Annotated in this window: 23 protein-coding genes and 1 tRNA gene; 11 read left to right on the top strand and 13 right to left on the bottom strand. The window is 28.6% G+C overall.

The genetic code is table 11. The features are described 5' to 3' along the window. The 3 genes from N5E64_RS06225 to N5E64_RS06215 form a co-directional block, all read right to left on the bottom strand. The gene (locus N5E64_RS06225; RefSeq protein WP_280036402.1) at positions 1-315 is read right to left on the bottom strand and encodes a hypothetical protein; all 315 of its coding nucleotides are present in this window, start codon (positions 313-315) and stop codon (positions 1-3) included. A 93-nt stretch (positions 316-408) separates the two neighbouring features. After that, the gene (locus N5E64_RS06220; RefSeq protein WP_280036401.1) at positions 409-741 is read right to left on the bottom strand and encodes a hypothetical protein; all 333 of its coding nucleotides are present in this window, start codon (positions 739-741) and stop codon (positions 409-411) included. Between the two features lie 18 nt (positions 742-759). After that, the gene (locus N5E64_RS06215; RefSeq protein WP_280036399.1) at positions 760-1,050 is read right to left on the bottom strand and encodes a hypothetical protein; all 291 of its coding nucleotides are present in this window, start codon (positions 1,048-1,050) and stop codon (positions 760-762) included. A 105-nt stretch (positions 1,051-1,155) separates the two neighbouring features. Here N5E64_RS06215 and N5E64_RS06210 point away from each other — a divergent pair, with 105 nt between their 5' ends. Then, the gene (locus N5E64_RS06210; RefSeq protein ID WP_280036397.1) at positions 1,156-1,395 is read left to right on the top strand and encodes a hypothetical protein; all 240 of its coding nucleotides are present in this window, start codon (positions 1,156-1,158) and stop codon (positions 1,393-1,395) included. A gap of 3 nt (positions 1,396-1,398) precedes the next feature. Here N5E64_RS06210 and N5E64_RS06205 read toward each other — a convergent pair whose 3' ends face one another. The 4 genes from N5E64_RS06205 to N5E64_RS06190 all read right to left on the bottom strand — a co-directional run bounded on the left by N5E64_RS06205 (position 1,399) and on the right by N5E64_RS06190 (position 2,717). Continuing rightward, a complete protein-coding gene (locus N5E64_RS06205) occupies positions 1,399-1,632 on the bottom strand; it encodes a hypothetical protein (RefSeq protein WP_280036395.1) in 234 nt (77 codons plus the stop codon). 21 nt (positions 1,633-1,653) lie between these two features. Continuing rightward, positions 1,654-1,724: transfer RNA gene (locus N5E64_RS06200), tRNA-OTHER, on the bottom strand. A 450-nt stretch (positions 1,725-2,174) separates the two neighbouring features. Beyond that, the gene (locus N5E64_RS06195; RefSeq protein WP_280036394.1) at positions 2,175-2,423 is read right to left on the bottom strand and encodes a response regulator transcription factor; all 249 of its coding nucleotides are present in this window, start codon (positions 2,421-2,423) and stop codon (positions 2,175-2,177) included. 21 nt (positions 2,424-2,444) lie between these two features. Beyond that, positions 2,445-2,717, bottom strand: coding sequence for a hypothetical protein (locus N5E64_RS06190; protein ID WP_280036393.1), 273 nt, complete (start codon positions 2,715-2,717; stop codon positions 2,445-2,447). Positions 2,718-2,926: 209 nt separating this feature from the next. Here N5E64_RS06190 and N5E64_RS06185 point away from each other — a divergent pair, with 209 nt between their 5' ends. The 6 genes from N5E64_RS06185 (at position 2,927) to N5E64_RS06160 (ending at position 7,416) form a co-directional block, all read left to right on the top strand. Next, positions 2,927-3,373, top strand: a complete 447-nt coding sequence (locus tag N5E64_RS06185; RefSeq protein WP_280036392.1) for a hypothetical protein — start codon at positions 2,927-2,929, stop codon at positions 3,371-3,373. Positions 3,374-3,547: 174 nt separating this feature from the next. Continuing rightward, positions 3,548-4,291, top strand: coding sequence for a S24 family peptidase (locus N5E64_RS06180; protein WP_280036390.1), 744 nt, complete (start codon positions 3,548-3,550; stop codon positions 4,289-4,291). 4 nt (positions 4,292-4,295) lie between these two features. Continuing rightward, positions 4,296-4,802: a hypothetical protein gene (locus tag N5E64_RS06175; protein WP_280036388.1), complete on the top strand. Its 507-nt coding sequence runs from the start codon at positions 4,296-4,298 to the stop codon at positions 4,800-4,802. Positions 4,803-4,900: 98 nt separating this feature from the next. Next, entirely contained in the window at positions 4,901-5,842 is a 942-nt protein-coding gene (locus N5E64_RS06170; RefSeq protein WP_280036387.1) for a putative phage abortive infection protein, read from the top strand. Positions 5,843-5,938: 96 nt separating this feature from the next. Further along, positions 5,939-6,499, top strand: coding sequence for a DUF6932 family protein (locus tag N5E64_RS06165; RefSeq protein ID WP_280036386.1), 561 nt, complete (start codon positions 5,939-5,941; stop codon positions 6,497-6,499). Beyond that, positions 6,496-7,416: a hypothetical protein gene (locus tag N5E64_RS06160; RefSeq protein WP_280036385.1), complete on the top strand. Its 921-nt coding sequence runs from the start codon at positions 6,496-6,498 to the stop codon at positions 7,414-7,416. The genes N5E64_RS06165 and N5E64_RS06160 overlap by 4 nt, the downstream gene beginning before the upstream one ends. Positions 7,417-7,456: 40 nt before the next feature. Here the strand turns inward: N5E64_RS06160 and N5E64_RS06155 are convergent, their stop codons facing one another. Continuing rightward, positions 7,457-8,749: a site-specific integrase gene (locus tag N5E64_RS06155; RefSeq protein WP_280036384.1), complete on the bottom strand. Its 1,293-nt coding sequence runs from the start codon at positions 8,747-8,749 to the stop codon at positions 7,457-7,459. 314 nt (positions 8,750-9,063) lie between these two features. Then, the gene (locus N5E64_RS06150) at positions 9,064-9,525 is read right to left on the bottom strand and encodes an Lrp/AsnC family transcriptional regulator (RefSeq protein ID WP_115001022.1); all 462 of its coding nucleotides are present in this window, start codon (positions 9,523-9,525) and stop codon (positions 9,064-9,066) included. 328 nt (positions 9,526-9,853) lie between these two features. Between N5E64_RS06150 and metK the strand changes: the two genes are divergently transcribed. Beyond that, positions 9,854-11,113: a methionine adenosyltransferase gene (gene metK, locus N5E64_RS06145; RefSeq protein ID WP_280036383.1), complete on the top strand. Its 1,260-nt coding sequence runs from the start codon at positions 9,854-9,856 to the stop codon at positions 11,111-11,113. 58 nt (positions 11,114-11,171) lie between these two features. Here the strand turns inward: metK and N5E64_RS06140 are convergent, their stop codons facing one another. Next, positions 11,172-11,549, bottom strand: a complete 378-nt coding sequence (locus tag N5E64_RS06140) for a hypothetical protein (protein WP_115001024.1) — start codon at positions 11,547-11,549, stop codon at positions 11,172-11,174. A 98-nt stretch (positions 11,550-11,647) separates the two neighbouring features. Then, complete coding sequence (locus N5E64_RS06135) at positions 11,648-12,031, bottom strand: hypothetical protein (RefSeq protein WP_115001026.1); 384 nt, start codon at positions 12,029-12,031, stop codon at positions 11,648-11,650. Between the two features lie 145 nt (positions 12,032-12,176). Between N5E64_RS06135 and fabG the strand changes: the two genes are divergently transcribed. Together fabG and menD are read left to right on the top strand one after the other, a co-directional pair. Beyond that, positions 12,177-12,920, top strand: a complete 744-nt coding sequence (gene fabG, locus N5E64_RS06130; protein WP_038336119.1) for a 3-oxoacyl-[acyl-carrier-protein] reductase — start codon at positions 12,177-12,179, stop codon at positions 12,918-12,920. Positions 12,921-13,002: 82 nt separating this feature from the next. Then, positions 13,003-14,673: a 2-succinyl-5-enolpyruvyl-6-hydroxy-3-cyclohexene-1-carboxylic-acid synthase gene (menD, locus tag N5E64_RS06125; protein WP_115001028.1), complete on the top strand. Its 1,671-nt coding sequence runs from the start codon at positions 13,003-13,005 to the stop codon at positions 14,671-14,673. Positions 14,674-14,729: 56 nt separating this feature from the next. On the opposite strand, the gene N5E64_RS06120 is transcribed toward menD, so the two are convergent. Together N5E64_RS06120 and N5E64_RS06115 are read right to left on the bottom strand one after the other, a co-directional pair. Next, entirely contained in the window at positions 14,730-15,101 is a 372-nt protein-coding gene (locus tag N5E64_RS06120; protein WP_038336116.1) for a hypothetical protein, read from the bottom strand. A gap of 10 nt (positions 15,102-15,111) precedes the next feature. Next, entirely contained in the window at positions 15,112-15,768 is a 657-nt protein-coding gene (locus N5E64_RS06115) for a vancomycin high temperature exclusion protein (protein ID WP_125349808.1), read from the bottom strand. A gap of 157 nt (positions 15,769-15,925) precedes the next feature. On the opposite strand from N5E64_RS06115, the gene N5E64_RS06110 reads away from it, so the two are divergent. Then, positions 15,926-16,537: M64 family metallopeptidase (locus tag N5E64_RS06110; RefSeq protein WP_280036382.1), on the top strand; the 612-nt coding region annotated here is incomplete at its 3' end.

Genomic DNA, 16,537 nt, shown 5'->3' with positions numbered 1-16,537 from the left:
TTAATATTTATCTTCTTCATCAAAAGCGTTGTAAATTGAATGTAAAATTTCTAAATCAATCTTCTCATCTGCTTTCAGCCATTGCTCGAATCCATTATCTAAAACATAATACTCCAGCACTTCTTCAAGTCCTGATCTAACGCAAGTCCATTTATCTTTCTTGAAATCATAAGAAACTAAACTTAATTTAACGTCTTTGTTGATGCATTTTATTTTAGCAATGAAATAATCCGAAAACCCTAATTTAACATGAGCGCTATCCTTGCTTTTTGGAGGTGTTTCTGATCCTTGTTTAGTAATAAATAACTTCACCATCTTAAAACACAATTTTAATTACGAAAAAACCAACTACAATAAGTGCTGCAAGACAAATCATTGTATTTAAATCTTGCACAAATTTTTGCTCGTTCATAGCATCTTATCAATTACAATTAAACCATTCTTATTTTCATACAAATCAATAGCTTCATCTAAAAAACCATCGTTATACATATCAATCAGATATTGCTCTTTTAAAAGAGAATCTGTGCATTGGTGATACCTTTTTAAATGATCGCTCAATGATAACTTTTGACCTTCTTGAAGTCTAAAATCAAACACAATAACTTTGTTATTTGCGTTGACTTTTATCATTCCTACCAGAATTTTAATTTCTTCTGGTTCAGTTGTTTTTTCAACTACTTTTTTTCGTTGGAAAAATCTTTGTAGTTTTGCTACATAATGTTCGAGAAACTTTTTCATACATTATAAATTTTGAAACTAAGCTTCAGGTGCAACTGGAGCTTTTTTTATGTTTAAAAAATCAAGCGGATAAATTCCGTGAAGAGATAAGAAGTCAACAACATCAGAAGTCTTAAAGAGTTGTTTTGTTCTTTTGTTTTTAGGAATTTTAATAATATCAATTTTAGCCTTGCTAATTCTTCTATCTTGATTACTAGAAGCTTTAACATAATAGTTTTCAAATGTTCTAAAGTCTATTTTAAAAACTTTTGGAAAGTCACTTCTCTCCAAATATTTCTTCTTTTGAAGGTAATTTTCTACTTCACTCATTTGGATTAGTTTTTTGGATTAGTTCCTGTCAACGGCTCGAACGTTGAAGCTTGCCAATCAGGAATTTGTATATATTTGTAGTTCCAACAATAAAATATATACATTATGAATGTTTTTAAGATTAATGACAAAGTCAGATACAATAAAACAAACTTTATTATCAGTGCTTTCTTAGATGATAAAAATGAAAGAAGTTTTATTCAAGTAGATCATAAATGGGTATTGTTATATCATCCTAAATTCTCTACGCAAATTATTGTATCAATTCATTTAATTGAAAAGAAGAAAGAAAACACTTCTTCATCTCTCGGTCCGGATGAAATTCTAGATAGTGTATTTCCTTAGTAATTAAACCTCTTCGGAGGTTTTTTTGTTTTCTAAAGTGTCAATCATTTCATTGATTGGCACATATTTATTAAGCTCTTTTTTTAATACTTTTTTAAAATACCAGAGCATCGCTTTATTTTCTGACTCAGAAAGTGCATCTTCGTTTTCTAGTAATTTGTATAAATTGAGTTGATTTTTAATCCTTTCATCATCAAGAAATAAAAATCTATTAATTCTTCTGATTAATTTTTTCATAAGCTATTTGATTTGTTTTAGTTCCTCAAATCGGAATCGAACCGATGACGCATCAAAGAAATATGACCGTTCTACCACTGAACTATTGAGAAATAAACAGGTATTAAATACCGCGCCTTATCGCGGTTTGATAATCATAATAATTCGGATGCTTCAAAGGTTATCCCCTCGCTCTTAGCTGTTTCTTTAGTAATTCATACAATTACAGCTCGCAGACTCACCTAACATGATATAGTTAGCAATGATTATTATATTTATCCCAATAATGTCAAAGAACACTTCAAAAAAAATGTATTGTTGAAGTTTCTTTTACCCGATTTCTTCTTAAGATTATAATTTGATTTCTTTATTCTTGTCCCGCTAAGAGAAGGATATACGTCTTATTGCACGCGCTTATAGAACAAATTAATGCGCTGTAAGAACCTACTGACAACCCCGCCAATAGAAGGAAAAAGAAATACTTTTTATCTTTTCTGAATATTTTCGAATTTTAAAAGAACGCTTCGTTTATATTTTAAAGTCCGTAGACTAAGATCTTCTGCTTATGCTAGAAATGTTTGCTGATTTGGATTTAAACTCACCTTATCAAACTCTTTTGAAATAAGTAGTTGGTAATAGTAAGCTGCTAGAGCATTTAATCGTCTTGCGATTCCTGTCTTATCGTAAATCACTTGTATTTGCTTAGTAATTGTATGTTCACTTCTGCAAACCTTATCAGCAATTTCTTTTACTGAATTACCACTCGCAATCATTTGAGTGATTAGTTTTTCTCTTTCTGTTAATTGTTCCATTTTTCGGGTATTTAGGGTATATTATGATTGATTAATCTTAGGCTTTTCCTTTTTGATAGGATCGGACCAAATATTCTGAGTTACACCATGTTTTTTGAAGATTCTTTCGATAGTTGCCATATCCGATGGACTCATAGGTCTTTCTCCTCTCATCTTAGAGTAATAAGTGCTATCACTTTTCATAGCTAAAAACATCATTACCTCTTTTTTAAAAGATTGGAAAGAATCTCTTTTTAATTGACCTACTCCATTTGAGAAACTTTTGTATTTTTTAAGTTTTAAACTGGCTTCCATATCTGAACTATCTTATATAATTGGTATATTTTTACTACTTTTACTTCTTATACCTTGTGTAACTTTGTGCACAGTGGTATTTTGTTTTACAAATATACTACAATTTATAGTATTTACAAGTGTTTAATACTAATATTTATAGTATTTAAATAAATAATATTTTATTTATCTGATTATCAATAATATAAAATGAATAAAATTTTAAATAAATGGTAGCGATTGACTATTATAATATTGTTTTAGCGAGTTTCAGTGTGATTGTTGCTGTTTTGATAGGTTTTCAAATTTTTCAAGTATTCAATATTGCTCAAATAAAGAATGATATTAAAAAAGAGCGAGAGATAATTAAAGAAGAGAAACACAAAATGCTCAGTATCTTATATTTAGAGGTAGCTAAAACACATTTCAGAAGTGAGGTGAATAAAAAATGGGTTATTGATTTTAAAATTTATTCATTAAAATCACTATATCACGCTTTTGAAGTGCATGACTTAAACTTTATTGAGTACATGGATAATCTTTATGAAGACTATCCTATTCCTTTACAAGGTAAAAGCGCAATAGACACAATGAAGATAAATGAAGCTATAAGATTATTTACATTAGAACAAATAATTATTCTTAAAAAGAAAGACAATTTAAGGCAGTTATTTTAATTATCACCTGTTAATCAATTCGCTAAAAGTAAGAACAATAGCTATAGCTAAAGCCACGCAACCGACGGCGAAAATTGTCATAACTGAAGCCATAACAATTTTAAATACAAAGTCTTCATGTTTATCGAAAAATGATTTATGCTTCATAACAAGGATTTTAATTCATACAAATATATGAAAGAAAAAGAAAATACTACAAATTATAGTAAAACTACTACTGAAAGATTGAATAATGTAGTAGATTATATTATGTTTAAATATAAAATAAAAACTAAAACAGCTTTTTCGAAATTGATTGATATTTCGCAACCCAATTTATCAGCTGCTTTAAATGGTAGTGAAAAATATCAAACAGAAGGATTGTTTAGAAAAATAAATAATGTTTATTCAGAAATAAATCATAATTGGCTTTTAACAGGAGAAGGTTCTATGTTAAATGACAGCGATGAATATGTTGAAGTAGACACAGAAGAAGTTAAAAGCTTACCTATAAAGAAAATTCCTTTTTATGATGTAGATTTCTATTCTGGGTTTACCAAAATTTTCAACGATCAAACAGTTGTTCCTTCTTATTATTTTTACTTACCTGAATTTCATAACGCACAATTTGCAATTAAGAATTCGGGAAAATCCATGTCCAAAGAATTAGGAAACGATGATATATTAGGATTAAGAGAAGTTCCAGAGTGGCAAACATATTTTCCACAAGGAGAAATATACGCTGTCGTAACAACAAATGACTTAAGAACAATAAAAAAAGTAAGGAGAGATAAGGATAATAAATATCTTGTTTTAATTCCAAAACCTTTAGATGAAGATAAATTTGATTATCCTGAATATGAAGAAGTGCCAATTTCAATGGTAACAGCTTTATTTCAAGTTGTAGCGTCAACTCATAGTAAGAAATTAGCTTTATAATCTTATGAAAAATATAGTTTATCTTCTTCTTATTAGTGTTCTTTTCTCTTGTTCAGAATCGAAATTAAATAAAGATATTCAAGAATTATTACCGCAAATAAATAAGATTGACAGCTTAAATACTGAATTAGTATCAATGAATTTCACTATTGGAGAAGAAGCTTATAAAAATAAAAAATACGCTTTATGTAATTCTTTAAAGTTTGAAGACTGTTATGTGAGTGATTATAAAAAAGCAATTGAAAGATTGCAATTTGAAAATATTTATAACAGAAAAAGTGATAGTATTGGTAAATTATTACATGAATTAAATTATCATTTCGGTTACATTAATAAGCCTAATAAAAACGAGAAGATTAAACACGATAATTTTATTAAATTACATTCTTTACTTAATAAATATGTTTCAGAAACAAAACAACCTGTTGATGAAAGTTTCTTTGATTACAAATCAAATTTAAACTCAATCAAACAAGAGGTTAATATATTGAGTAGTGAATTGAGAAATTAAAAGAAATCAATTGTAATTACGGTTTCCCGTAAAATAAACAAACACTAATAATTAGTACTATTGCAAAAATTATATTAAAGTATATATTAAAATAATTGATGGACGAAGAAATTAAAATAATTGAAGAAGATTTATCTCTTAAAGAATTTGAAATTACCAATAAAGTAAAATCTTTAATGGTTAAAATAAATATTTACACAATACTTGCCTGGGTATTTGTGCTAATTGGATTTATAATAGTTGGGTTTTCAATAAACTATTATTTAAAAAATGATAAATTTGAATTAAATGAGTTAGGCGATTTTCTATCAGGTTCCGTTGCCTCTACATGGTCATTAGCAGGTTTGTTATTTGTGTATGTAGCTTTTCTAGGACAGAAACAACAATTATTACAACAACAACTTGAAATACTATATAATCAATTTGAATTAAAACAAAATAGGCTGGAATTAAAGAGTCAAAGATTAGAAATGACTCTTCAAAATGATACTTTGAAAGTTCAAAAATTTGAAAACACATTTTTTCAAATGTTAAGTCTATTTCATTCAATTGTAAATTCAATGGATATAAATGAATATGGAGATAAACATCATACAGGTCGTGAATTCTTTAATTATTTAAAAAATGATTTAAATAGATCATTTAGAGTTTATTTAAATGAAAATAGAGACCCTTATACGCAAAAACGATTAAATGAATCAGATTTAGATGAAAAGAATATCATTTATATTTATGGAAAAATATATTCACAATACAGAAACTATTTAAGCCATTATTTTAGAACGTATTATCATATTATCAAATTAATCGATAATACGGAGGACATTGATAAAAATCGATATATTTCAATTGCAAGAGCTCAATTATCTAGCTCCGAACAAATTTTATTATTTTATAATTGTTTACATACAAACGGTAGAGAGAAATTTAAGCCATTAATTGAAGAATATACTTTATTTAATAATATTGACTATAGTTTACTTGTAAATGATCAAATCAAAAATTCATATACCAAAAAAGCATATGATAAAGAAATGTAAAAAATAAAGATCTACTCTTTTTTTTTGCATGAAACCGTAATTGTATTCAAAATATTATTTGTAATCTTACATAATTTAATACCCGCAGTAAAAGATATGATACCTGATTTTGACCATAATCATGTTACTCCACCTCATATTGGTGATCCTAGAAAAGAAGAAGAAATTAGTCCGTATTATTCTAATACATTAGAGTTTGTGACTAAATTTGGCACATCAATTGAGAGAATTGATATATTAAAAAAGTTTTTAGAATTTAGACAGAAATTAACTGAATATGGATTTACTAATGGCTATCAATGGTTAGATGGTAGTTTTACTGAAAATATAGAAATTTTAGAAAATAGAGCACCTAGAGATTTGGATATAATAACATTATATGATCAGCCTATTTTCACTAATGATCAAATTTTAAATATTAGCAATAATTTCAAATCATTTTTCGATTCTGAAATATCAAAAAGAGAGTACAAATTAGATCATTATCCATTTAATTATACAAATAACCCTGATTTCACAGTAAAATATACAACGTATTGGATACAGTTATTTTCACATAATAGATTAGGGGTCTGGAAAGGTATTATTAAAGTTGATTTGAATACGCCAGAAATCGATCAACAAGCTATTGAATATTTAACTAATTTAGCTCTATGATAAATTTAAAATCAAAATTAAAAGGACAAATTATTGAACTTGAAGACCTATTGAAACTTACAAGTGGTGATCCTTTTATGTCAATGAGTTTATCAAAAAAAATTGATTTATTAAAAAAAGAATTAGATGAATTAAATAATAATGAAGATGTTATCGAAGCAAAAGTTTCTTTACTTTTTAGTGGTAATGCAGTAGTTGGTTCCAAAGGGATAAAAATTGATTTTTTAAGTAAAATTCTCAAGCCATTTCAGGAATTAATTAAAACAGAAACTTCAAAAATAAAATTTGGTACAGTTAAAAATAGAGGAAAAATAAAAGACATCAAAGAGGCTGAACTTTACTTAACAGCTTTACCTACAGGCTCTTTTGGAGTGCAACTTACTCAATTAACTCAAAATAATATTTTCACAGAATTAGAAATAAATCAAGCAATAGAAAATGTAATTACATTAATTGAAGTGACAACCAAAAGTGATGAAGATTTTGAAAATACAATTCAGAAAATCCCAAATAGAAGTTTAGGTAATTTAAAAACTTTTCTTAAAGAAATTTCAAATGAAAACTCAATGTTGCAATTTCAAAAACTTGCTGATTCTATAACAATATCTAGTGATCAGATTCATAATGGTTTTGAAAGAATTAATTCAACAATAACAACAGATGAAAATTTAATTATTAAAGGAACTTTTAGAGGTGTATTATTAGATTCAGGTAAGTTTGAATTTACTGATGAAAATGAAAACAAAATTTCAGGTTATTTTGATGAAACTATAAACGAAGATAAAATAACTGAGTTAAATTTCGATTACTTTAATAAGCGATGCGAATTAGAATTAAAAAAAATAAAAAGAATTTTTCCATCTGGAAAAGTAAAAATATATTATACTTTAATCGATATACATCCAATTGAAGTATAACAAACAAATTTAACTATAAGGATTCATTTGGATCCTTTTTTTATTTCCCAAAAACCGCTTCAATAACCTTCAAATGTTCTGCGTCTTGGATTTCGTAAGGTGTAGCGCCTTGATAACCCATTGAGATACTATTATCAGAATGGCCCATTATATTTTTAAGCATCATTTCATTTATCATTAGATTCCCTGCAATAGTTCTGAAAGTGTAACGCATAGTTTTACTTCTTAATTTATTACTACTAAAAGAAAAATTGTCTTCAATAGATTTATATACCTTATCGTAATATTGCCTTTGCGCTTTATATCTTTCGTATGATTCTGTTGGATCTCGCAAAAATGAAAATATTCTCTCATGGTCCTTTGTTCCAATTTTTTCTATAATTTCTAAAGCTAAAGGATGTAACATATTATCGATAGTTTTTCCGCCAAACTTGTGTCTTACATTTTTTGCACGTTTAAAAACTAAACGATTATTAACAATGCTTGACCATTTTAAAGATGCGATATCTATTAAATCATGTCCACCAATTAAAAATTGAAACTTATGTATTTCTCTTGCTAATTCAGCTCCTGGTCTTACAGGGTATTTTTTAGAATTAACAAATATTAAATCAGAATTAAAATAAGCCTTTAATTCTTCTAATGAATAATCTTTATTTGTTCTTTCCGAAATTGACTTAATATCTATTAAAGAAAAAGGATTTTTATCTTTCACAAACAAATGCTCGTGCTTTTTCGCTTCGTTATATATATGATTATACTTTTCAAAGTAAGTGTTTATTGTCGCATTTGAAAGCTTTTTATTTTTTGAACTCACAGACTCTACTCCTCTTAAATAAAGATCAAGATTATTCACAAAGTCATAATCAATATTATTAATAGGAATATCTAAATTAGGTAGAATAAATTTTTTGAAGTGATTTATTGCAGTTTGAAATATTTCAATTTTCTCGTTTCGTTTCAATTTTTGATTTAAAAATTTTTCAGCAAATTGTATAAAACCAATTGAAGGTCTTTTCTTTTTTAGCTCTGCTAATTTAGATTCAAGAATTTTAATTTCAAGATCAATATCATTATCTGGAATACCATTTTTTAATACATCCATACAAGAATCAAAATCTAAATTATTCCTTCTGCAATAAATCAATCTTTCATCAATATCATATTGCAATTTTCTAATTTCAGAATCAATCACTAAATCTTTTTCAAGCTGATACTTTTTAGTAAGAATGTATTTATTCTGTTTTTCCTCCTGATTGTAAACTCTTATTTTAATTGGATATCCTTTGTTTGTAATTCTTCTTGTATCAACAATAATAATAGCTGTAATCATATTTCGGGAGTTTAAAAATGCTTTTGTGCAAATATTCAAAAATTTGCACAAACTATTGTTATTCTCAACACTTTTTATCAATTTACATCACACAACGACAAGTTATAACAAATAAAGAAACCCTTTGAATACAAAGGGTTTGAATATGGAATTTATGTATATTTATTAATGTCAATAAGTTAAAAAAATAGTATGATTTTACACACACCAAAAACATCCAGCTCCTAAAACTGCTATTTCCTTGCTCATGTCTTCTCTATTTTTACTTATTCAATCAAAAAAAATTCTAATCTATCAGAACCTTTCTACTATTTTTATACCAATTGGAAAGCGGTATCATCTTTTACATCACCAATCACAAAAGTACTGTGAGTACTACCAATTACCTTTATTGTTGTTAGTTTATTTACCATAAAATCTCTGTATTCGTCCATATTTTCGAAAGACATTTTGATAATGTAATCGTAATCACCACTTACATGATAACTCGCCTGAACTTCTTTTAAATTCACAATTTCGTTTTCGAAAATCTTGATGTTATCAGCAGAATGTTGTTGTAACTTAATATGACTAAATACCAAAAGTTCTCTGTTAATTAATCTTCTGTTTACAAGCGCAACATATTTAGAAATAATTCCAGATTTTTCTAATTTCTTGATTCTTTCATGAATTGCGGTTGACGATAAATTTAACTTATCAGATAATTCTTTGTAGGTAATTTTACTGTTTTCTTGTAGGTACATTAGTAGTTGTTGATCGAGAGTGTCAAATTTCATTTCAATTAATTTTTTTCTAAAGTAACAACATTATTTTGAATAATTATCTATACAGAGTTAAAAAATTAACCAATCAAAGAAAATATATTTGTAATTTATTTAAATACACCATTTTTATTCTATTTCTAGAATTCATAAAATATTAAACTCTATAATTTTCATATACTAATAAATGTTAAATATCTTTCTTTATTCATATTATTCATTGTATATTTGAGCTCGAAAAAAATCGAGAGGAATGATTTGACTGATTGCAACCTCATAAAACAATTGCTAAAACAGGACTTCAGTTTATCCTCCCCTCTATCATTTAAAAAAAAGTATAGAAATGTCATATTTATTTACGTCAGAATCAGTTTCTGAGGGGCATCCAGATAAAATTGCCGATCAAATTTCTGATTCAATTCTTGACCACTTTTTAGCATTTGATGCAAAAAGTAAAGTAGCTTGTGAAACTTTAGTAACGACTGGACAAGTTGTTTTAGCAGGTGAAGTAAAATCTAATTCTTACATTGATTTGCAACGTGTAGCAAGAGAAACAATTGCTGAAATTGGTTACACGAAAAGTGAATATATGTTTGATGCAAATTCTTGTGGAATTTTATCTGCAATTCACGAGCAATCTCCAGATATTAACCAAGGTGTAGACAGACAATCTGACGAAGAGCAAGGTGCTGGTGACCAAGGAATGATGTTTGGTTATGCTACAAACGAAACTGAAAACTATATGCCTTTGGCGTTAGATTTATCACACAGATTATTGAAAGAATTAGCACATATCCGTAAATACGAGAAAGATTTGTTACCATATTTACGTCCTGATGCTAAATCTCAGGTAACAATTGAATATGATAATGACAACAAACCTGTTCGTATCGATACAATTGTAATTTCTACTCAACATGATGACTTCGCAAACGAAGAAGCGATGAGAGATAAAATTACAAATGACTTAGTAAGTATTTTAATTCCTCGTGTTAAAGCGCAATTACCTGTTCATTTACGTGATTTATTTACAGATAGTATTACTTACCATATCAATCCTACAGGAAAATTCGTTATTGGAGGACCTCACGGAGATACAGGTTTAACTGGTCGTAAAATTATTGTAGATACTTACGGTGGTAAAGGTGCTCACGGTGGTGGGGCTTTCTCAGGAAAAGATCCATCAAAAGTTGACCGTTCTGCTGCTTATGCTGCGCGTCATATTGCAAAAAACTTGGTTGCAGCTGGTGTTGCTGACGAAGTTTTAGTACAAGTTTCTTATGCAATTGGTGTTGCTGCTCCAGTTTCTTTATTAGTAAATACTTTCGGAACTCAAAAAGTTGAGTTAACTGAAGGAGAAATTTCTACAAAAGTTTCTGAAATCTTTGATATGAAGCCTTTCGCTATCGAACAAAGATTAAAATTAAGAAACCCAATTTACAAAGAAACTGCATCTTACGGACACTTAGGTAGAGAACCAAAAATGGTTTCGAAACGTTTTGAATCTGCTAATGGACAAGATGTTGTTGAAGTTGAAGTTGAATTATTCACTTGGGAAAAATTAGACTTCGTAGATCAAATTAAAACAGCTTTCGGATTATAATCTGAAATTTTAAATCATACTAAAAAATCCACTCAATATTGAGTGGATTTTTTTATGATTAATTTTTACTAATCGAATTGACTAACCAATATCGTTTTCCTTCTTTGTAAGAAATATTGATACTATCTCTAGAAAGCATAATCAGTTTTGTTGGTGTCCAACCCACATTTCGTAACGAATTGCTTCCTGTCATTTCCATTTGAATATTTTCTATTGGATCAATTTTTTGAGTTGTGATAAAATCAAATTTATATAAATTCTTAGATTGAGAAACTTGCACTACTCCACTATCTTGTACAATTCCTCCTAAAGAATCTTGAAAAATAATAAATCGTCTTTCATATTTTTCTTTATAAATAGTATTCTGGCTATCATCCTCATTATTACAAGAAAATATCATCATTAATACTGAAGCAAAACATGCAATCGTTCTCATAAAACATCATTTTATATTTAACTATTTTCAGCTCAAAATATTGTACAAAAAAAAAGACGCTCACTACTGAACGTCTTTTATATTATTATTCCTAAAAATTATCTTGTTGCATTTGCAGTCCAAGTTTTACCGTCTTTTGTGTAAAGAATTGTCAATTTAGCATTATCAATTCTAATATAAGATAATTCATCTGCTCCAACACTCACCAAAGTATTGTCACCTTTTTTCTCAAACTCAACACCGTTTAAATCTGGAATTTTATCAGAAAAAGCAAAATTATACTTTGTTCCGCTTGCAATTTTTGTTACAAACACACTACCACTTTGAGTTGATAATGAATTATTCGCGTCTTTATAACTTATACTTCCTTTGTAAGTTCCTGCAAAAAAATCGTTGTTAGCTGGATCGTCATCATCATTACAAGCTGTGAATACAAATAAGGCGAAAAATGTTACCGCCAAAAATTTCAATAGATTCTTCATGTTTTTATTATTTTATTGGTTATAACAATCAATATTTTCAATTATAATACCATAAAATGTTAAATAAAATTGATAAAGTATTTTTTAACATTTTTAACTCTCACAAAAAATCGTATTTTTGAAGCAATATATAATACCTATAAACATGAATTTATTGCAAGGTAAAACAGCAATCGTTACAGGCGCAACTCGCGGTATTGGAAAAAGTATTGCTGAAGTTTTTGTGAAAAATGGCGCTAACGTTGCCTTTACTTATGCTTCTTCTGTAGAAAAAGCAAAAGCTTTGGAAGAAGAATTGGGACAATTCGGTAAAGTAAAAGGATATCAATCTGATGCTTCTGATTACGAAGCTGCTCAAAAATTAGTGGAAGATGTAATTGCTGAGTTTGGTCAAGTTGATATTGTAATTAATAATGCTGGAATTACGAAAGATAATTTGTTGATGAGAATGTCTGCAGAGGATTTCGAAAAAGTAATTCAAACAAATTTAAATTCGGCTTTCAACTTAACAAAAGCAGTGATCAAACCGATGATGAAACAACGTTCTGGATCTATAGTGAACATGTCTTCTATCGTTGGAATCAAAGGAAATGCTGGACAAGCAAATTATGCTGCATCTAAAGCTGGTTTAATTGGTTTCTCTAAATCTGTTGCGTTAGAACTAGGTTCTCGTAACATTCGTTGTAATGCAATTGCACCAGGTTTTATCGAAACTGAAATGACAGAAGTTTTAGATCAAAAAGTGGTTGAAGAATGGCGCAATGGAATTCCATTAAAACGTGGAGGACAGCCAGAAGACGTTGCAAATGCATGTTTATTCTTAGCTTCAGATTTATCAAGTTATGTAACAGGACAAGTTTTGAGTGTAGACGGAGGTTTACATACTTAATTCTTAAAAATATCATACTTTTTGAAAGGTTTTGTTTAGTAAATTTGCTAATCAAAACCTTTTATAATTTAAGACAACTACGTTGAGAAAAATATCAAATAAATTAAATGTTCAATTGATTGCTGAAACTTTTTTGGCTTTCGGAATTGATCATATCGTATTATCGCCAGGATCTCGAAACGGAGCATTAACCATGCAATTTGCGAATGACAAACGTTTCAAAACTTATAGTGTAATCGACGAGCGTTCGGCTGGATTTGTCGCTTTGGGAATGGCTCAGCAAATTCAAAAACCTGTTGTGGTTTGTTGTACTTCTGGTTCGGCAACGGCAAATTATTATCCAGCAATTACGGAAGCTTTTTTTCAAAATGTTCCTGTAATTGTGCTTTCTGCCGATCGTCCCGAACATTTAGTTGATAATTTTGATGGACAAACCATTCGTCAAAATAATTTATTCGAGCAACATTCTGTTCATAATGTTCAGCTTTCCGAAAGTGAAGAAACAGATGATTTAACTCGAAATATGTTGTTGACGAAATATGCATTGATTGATTGTATGCACAAATCTGCGCCAATTCATATCAATATGCCTTTTTCTGAACCTTTGTACGAATCTGTAACAACGCCAGATATTGAAATTGATACGATAACAATTCCTGCAAAAGATTATCCAGAAATTGATGTGATTGATTTGATGAAACGTTGGAATGCTTCGACGCGTAAAATGATTTTGGTCGGATTACATCATCCTGATGCCGAATTTGATCATTTTGTGAAACAATTGGCGCAAGATGATTCGGTTGTTGTGTTGACAGAAGTAACGTCAAATATTCATGATGAACGATTTTTCAATAAAATAGATCAAGTTATTTTCCCTTATTCAGAAGAAGAATTAGAAGCGTTGAAACCTGATATATTATTGACAATTGGGCAAAATGTCGTTTCGAAAAAAATTAAAAAATTCTTACGTGATCAAAAACCAACGCAACATTGGCATTTAGACGAATATTGGCAACCAGACACTTTCCAAGCGTTAACAGATAAAATTGAGACGAAACCTGAATTGTTTTTAGAGCAATTTGTTCCGTTTGTCAACCCAAAAGAATCTGAATATTACACTACATGGAATTCGATACGAGAAGCGAATAATATCAAACACAAAAATTACATCAATATGATTCCGTTTTGTGATTTGAAAGCATTTGATTCTATTATCAGAAACTATCCTAAAAATTGGCAAATTCAGTACGGAAATTCGACAGTTATTCGTTACGGATTATTGTTCGATCATAACAATTCGAATCCTGTTTTCTGTAATCGCGGAACAAGTGGAATTGATGGTTCTACGTCGACAGCAATTGGCGCTTGCATCGCTTCTGGTCAAAATACGGTGATGATTACGGGCGATATTTCATTTTTCTATGATTCGAATGCGTTGTGGAATGTCAATATGCCAAATAATTTCAGAATTATTTTGATTAATAATGGAGGCGGAAATATTTTCAAATTTATTCCTGGTCCTTCTGAAACCGATGTTGTTGAAGATTATTTTGAAACAAAACACCATTTCACTGCCGAACATTTGGCTAAAATGTATGATTTTGAATACAATGTTGTTTCGAATTTAACTGATTTAGAAAATTCGTTCAACGATTTTTATGCAGAAAGTGATCGTCCGAAGATTTTGGAAATTGATACACGAAATTCAGCTAACGATGCTATTTTAAGAGGATATTTTAGTAGTTTGAAATAAAAATATTAGAAGAGAAATCATTAGTTTGGTTTCTCTTTTTAATTCAAATAATTTTCCTAAAACATTTTCAAAAAGACACCTTCTATATAAATTCTATATAAACTAGGTTGGTATTCTCCGATTGAAATGATAACATAATACTCGGATGTTTCCTTTAAATACACATATAAATTCTCAGCGTTTCTGTAACTAGTCAAATCAACAATAAAATTATTTTTAATAATTCCTTTACAATGACTAATGATGGAAGTAAAAAGATTCTTCTCAATATTATTTTCTACAATATTTAACTCTACTAATTCTTCAAAATCAAAAGTAAAATCTAATTCATTATTTATTTTAAAATTGTGTTTACCATAAATAAAAATGCAATCAGAAGATTGAATTAGAAGCATTTTACTCATTATTTGCTTTATATCTTTATTCATTGAATAAAAATTAAATTATCTCAATTTTCTCTCCTAAAAACTTTGGTTGAACACCAAAAAAGCTATCAATAAAAACTTTCGTTCGAGCAAAATACTCGCGGATATTTGTTTTTAATCCAGCATGTTTATTGACATCTTTTGCACTGTAACCATACGCATTAATTCCGTTTTGACGTGCAATATAAACTGCTCGTTGATTGTGAAACTCTTGGGAAACTACAATAAATTCATTCTGACTAAAAATTTCCTTTGCACGAATCATAGAATCTAATGTTCTAAAACCTGCATAATCCAAATAAATCACATTTTCTGGAACTCCATTTTTTATTAAGGCTTGTTTCATTGCTTCAGGTTCGTTGTAGTTTTTTCGACCATGATCTCCACTCAAAATAAAGTACGTTACTTTTCCTGATTGATACAATTCTGTTGCAGCTTCTATACGATACGTAAAGTAATAATTTTGATAACCACTCACCAAATTTGGCGCTGTTCCCAATACAATCGCAACTTTGGTTTTAGGTAAAATCTCTAATTTATCTGTGACAAATTCTTCCGTTGAGTTTTCTATTTTATAATTTGCAAAAGCTGTGAACAAAAGACTTCCAATTCCTAAAATAAGTAAAGTATAAAAAGATTTTTTCAGAAACTTTTTGGTTTTGATTTTCATAGTTGGTTCAAGATTATTTCTTGTGTTAAAAATACAATATATTCTTCAGTTTTATAATGATTTAAGAACTCCTATCCGATAATAAATATTTAAAATCAAAATTTCATTAAAAAAATCTATCTTACTATATTGCGTATTATTTTTTCAAAATACAACTATGAGAACAAGATTATTTTTTCTAGCCACCACTCTATTTACAGTTTCAACTCTATCAGCACAAAAATTCGAAATTGATACCTTACAATATCAGGGAAGTGATAAAAACATTATCAACCTTGTTGTTTTAGCAGATGGTTATACAAAAGACGAATTAAAATATTATAAAGAAGATGCAAAACGATTTACAGACTATTTTTTCAAAACGGAACCATTAAGTCAATATATCAATTATTTTAATGTATTTGTTATAAATAGTATTTCTGAGGAATCTGGTGCAATTCACCCATATTCTACCAAAGAATGTCCCACAGAAAAAGTAGATTGGGATCAGTTACCTGAACGTTATAATAAATTTGTAAAGAAATATGAAGTTCCGAAAACTAATCCAAATACAATTTTCGGAAGTAGTTTTGATATTTCTGGAATTCATCGTTTAGTTGTTCCAACGAAAAATGAAAAGGTATTACAAGTTCTGAAAGATAATATTCCCAATTATAGTCAAGTTGTAATTCTTGTTAATTCTCCTTTTTATGGTGGTTCTGGAGGAGAATTTGCGACGACAACAGTTAATTTTAAAAGTAATGATATCGCTGTTCACGAAATTGGACAT

The sequence above is a fragment of the Empedobacter sp. GD03739 genome, assembly GCF_029843245.1.
In the GTDB taxonomy this organism is placed as follows: Bacteria; Bacteroidota; Bacteroidia; order Flavobacteriales; family Weeksellaceae; genus Empedobacter; species Empedobacter falsenii_B.
Note: the sequence above shows the minus strand (reverse complement) of the source record. Positions and strands in the feature narration are given on the sequence as shown.

Bases quoted from the DNA above. Each gene is read 5' to 3' on its own strand.
- N5E64_RS06225 (WP_280036402.1), bottom strand. From the start codon at position 315: ATGGTGAAGTTATTTATTACTAAACAAGGATCAGAAACACCTCCAAAA.
- N5E64_RS06220 (WP_280036401.1), bottom strand. From the start codon at position 741: ATGAAAAAGTTTCTCGAACATTATGTAGCAAAACTACAAAGATTTTTC.
- N5E64_RS06215 (WP_280036399.1), bottom strand. From the start codon at position 1,050: ATGAGTGAAGTAGAAAATTACCTTCAAAAGAAGAAATATTTGGAGAGA.
- N5E64_RS06210 (WP_280036397.1), top strand. From the start codon at position 1,156: ATGAATGTTTTTAAGATTAATGACAAAGTCAGATACAATAAAACAAAC.
- N5E64_RS06205 (WP_280036395.1), bottom strand. From the start codon at position 1,632: ATGAAAAAATTAATCAGAAGAATTAATAGATTTTTATTTCTTGATGAT.
- N5E64_RS06195 (WP_280036394.1), bottom strand. From the start codon at position 2,423: ATGGAACAATTAACAGAAAGAGAAAAACTAATCACTCAAATGATTGCG.
- N5E64_RS06190 (WP_280036393.1), bottom strand. From the start codon at position 2,717: ATGGAAGCCAGTTTAAAACTTAAAAAATACAAAAGTTTCTCAAATGGA.
- N5E64_RS06185 (WP_280036392.1), top strand. From the start codon at position 2,927: ATGGTAGCGATTGACTATTATAATATTGTTTTAGCGAGTTTCAGTGTG.
- N5E64_RS06180 (WP_280036390.1), top strand. From the start codon at position 3,548: ATGAAAGAAAAAGAAAATACTACAAATTATAGTAAAACTACTACTGAA.
- N5E64_RS06175 (WP_280036388.1), top strand. From the start codon at position 4,296: ATGAAAAATATAGTTTATCTTCTTCTTATTAGTGTTCTTTTCTCTTGT.
- N5E64_RS06170 (WP_280036387.1), top strand. From the start codon at position 4,901: ATGGACGAAGAAATTAAAATAATTGAAGAAGATTTATCTCTTAAAGAA.
- N5E64_RS06165 (WP_280036386.1), top strand. From the start codon at position 5,939: ATGATACCTGATTTTGACCATAATCATGTTACTCCACCTCATATTGGT.
- N5E64_RS06160 (WP_280036385.1), top strand. From the start codon at position 6,496: ATGATAAATTTAAAATCAAAATTAAAAGGACAAATTATTGAACTTGAA.
- N5E64_RS06155 (WP_280036384.1), bottom strand. From the start codon at position 8,749: ATGATTACAGCTATTATTATTGTTGATACAAGAAGAATTACAAACAAA.
- N5E64_RS06150 (WP_115001022.1), bottom strand. From the start codon at position 9,525: ATGAAATTTGACACTCTCGATCAACAACTACTAATGTACCTACAAGAA.
- metK (WP_280036383.1), top strand. From the start codon at position 9,854: ATGTCATATTTATTTACGTCAGAATCAGTTTCTGAGGGGCATCCAGAT.
- N5E64_RS06140 (WP_115001024.1), bottom strand. From the start codon at position 11,549: ATGAGAACGATTGCATGTTTTGCTTCAGTATTAATGATGATATTTTCT.
- N5E64_RS06135 (WP_115001026.1), bottom strand. From the start codon at position 12,031: ATGAAGAATCTATTGAAATTTTTGGCGGTAACATTTTTCGCCTTATTT.
- fabG (WP_038336119.1), top strand. From the start codon at position 12,177: ATGAATTTATTGCAAGGTAAAACAGCAATCGTTACAGGCGCAACTCGC.
- N5E64_RS06120 (WP_038336116.1), bottom strand. From the start codon at position 15,101: ATGAATAAAGATATAAAGCAAATAATGAGTAAAATGCTTCTAATTCAA.
- N5E64_RS06115 (WP_125349808.1), bottom strand. From the start codon at position 15,768: ATGAAAATCAAAACCAAAAAGTTTCTGAAAAAATCTTTTTATACTTTA.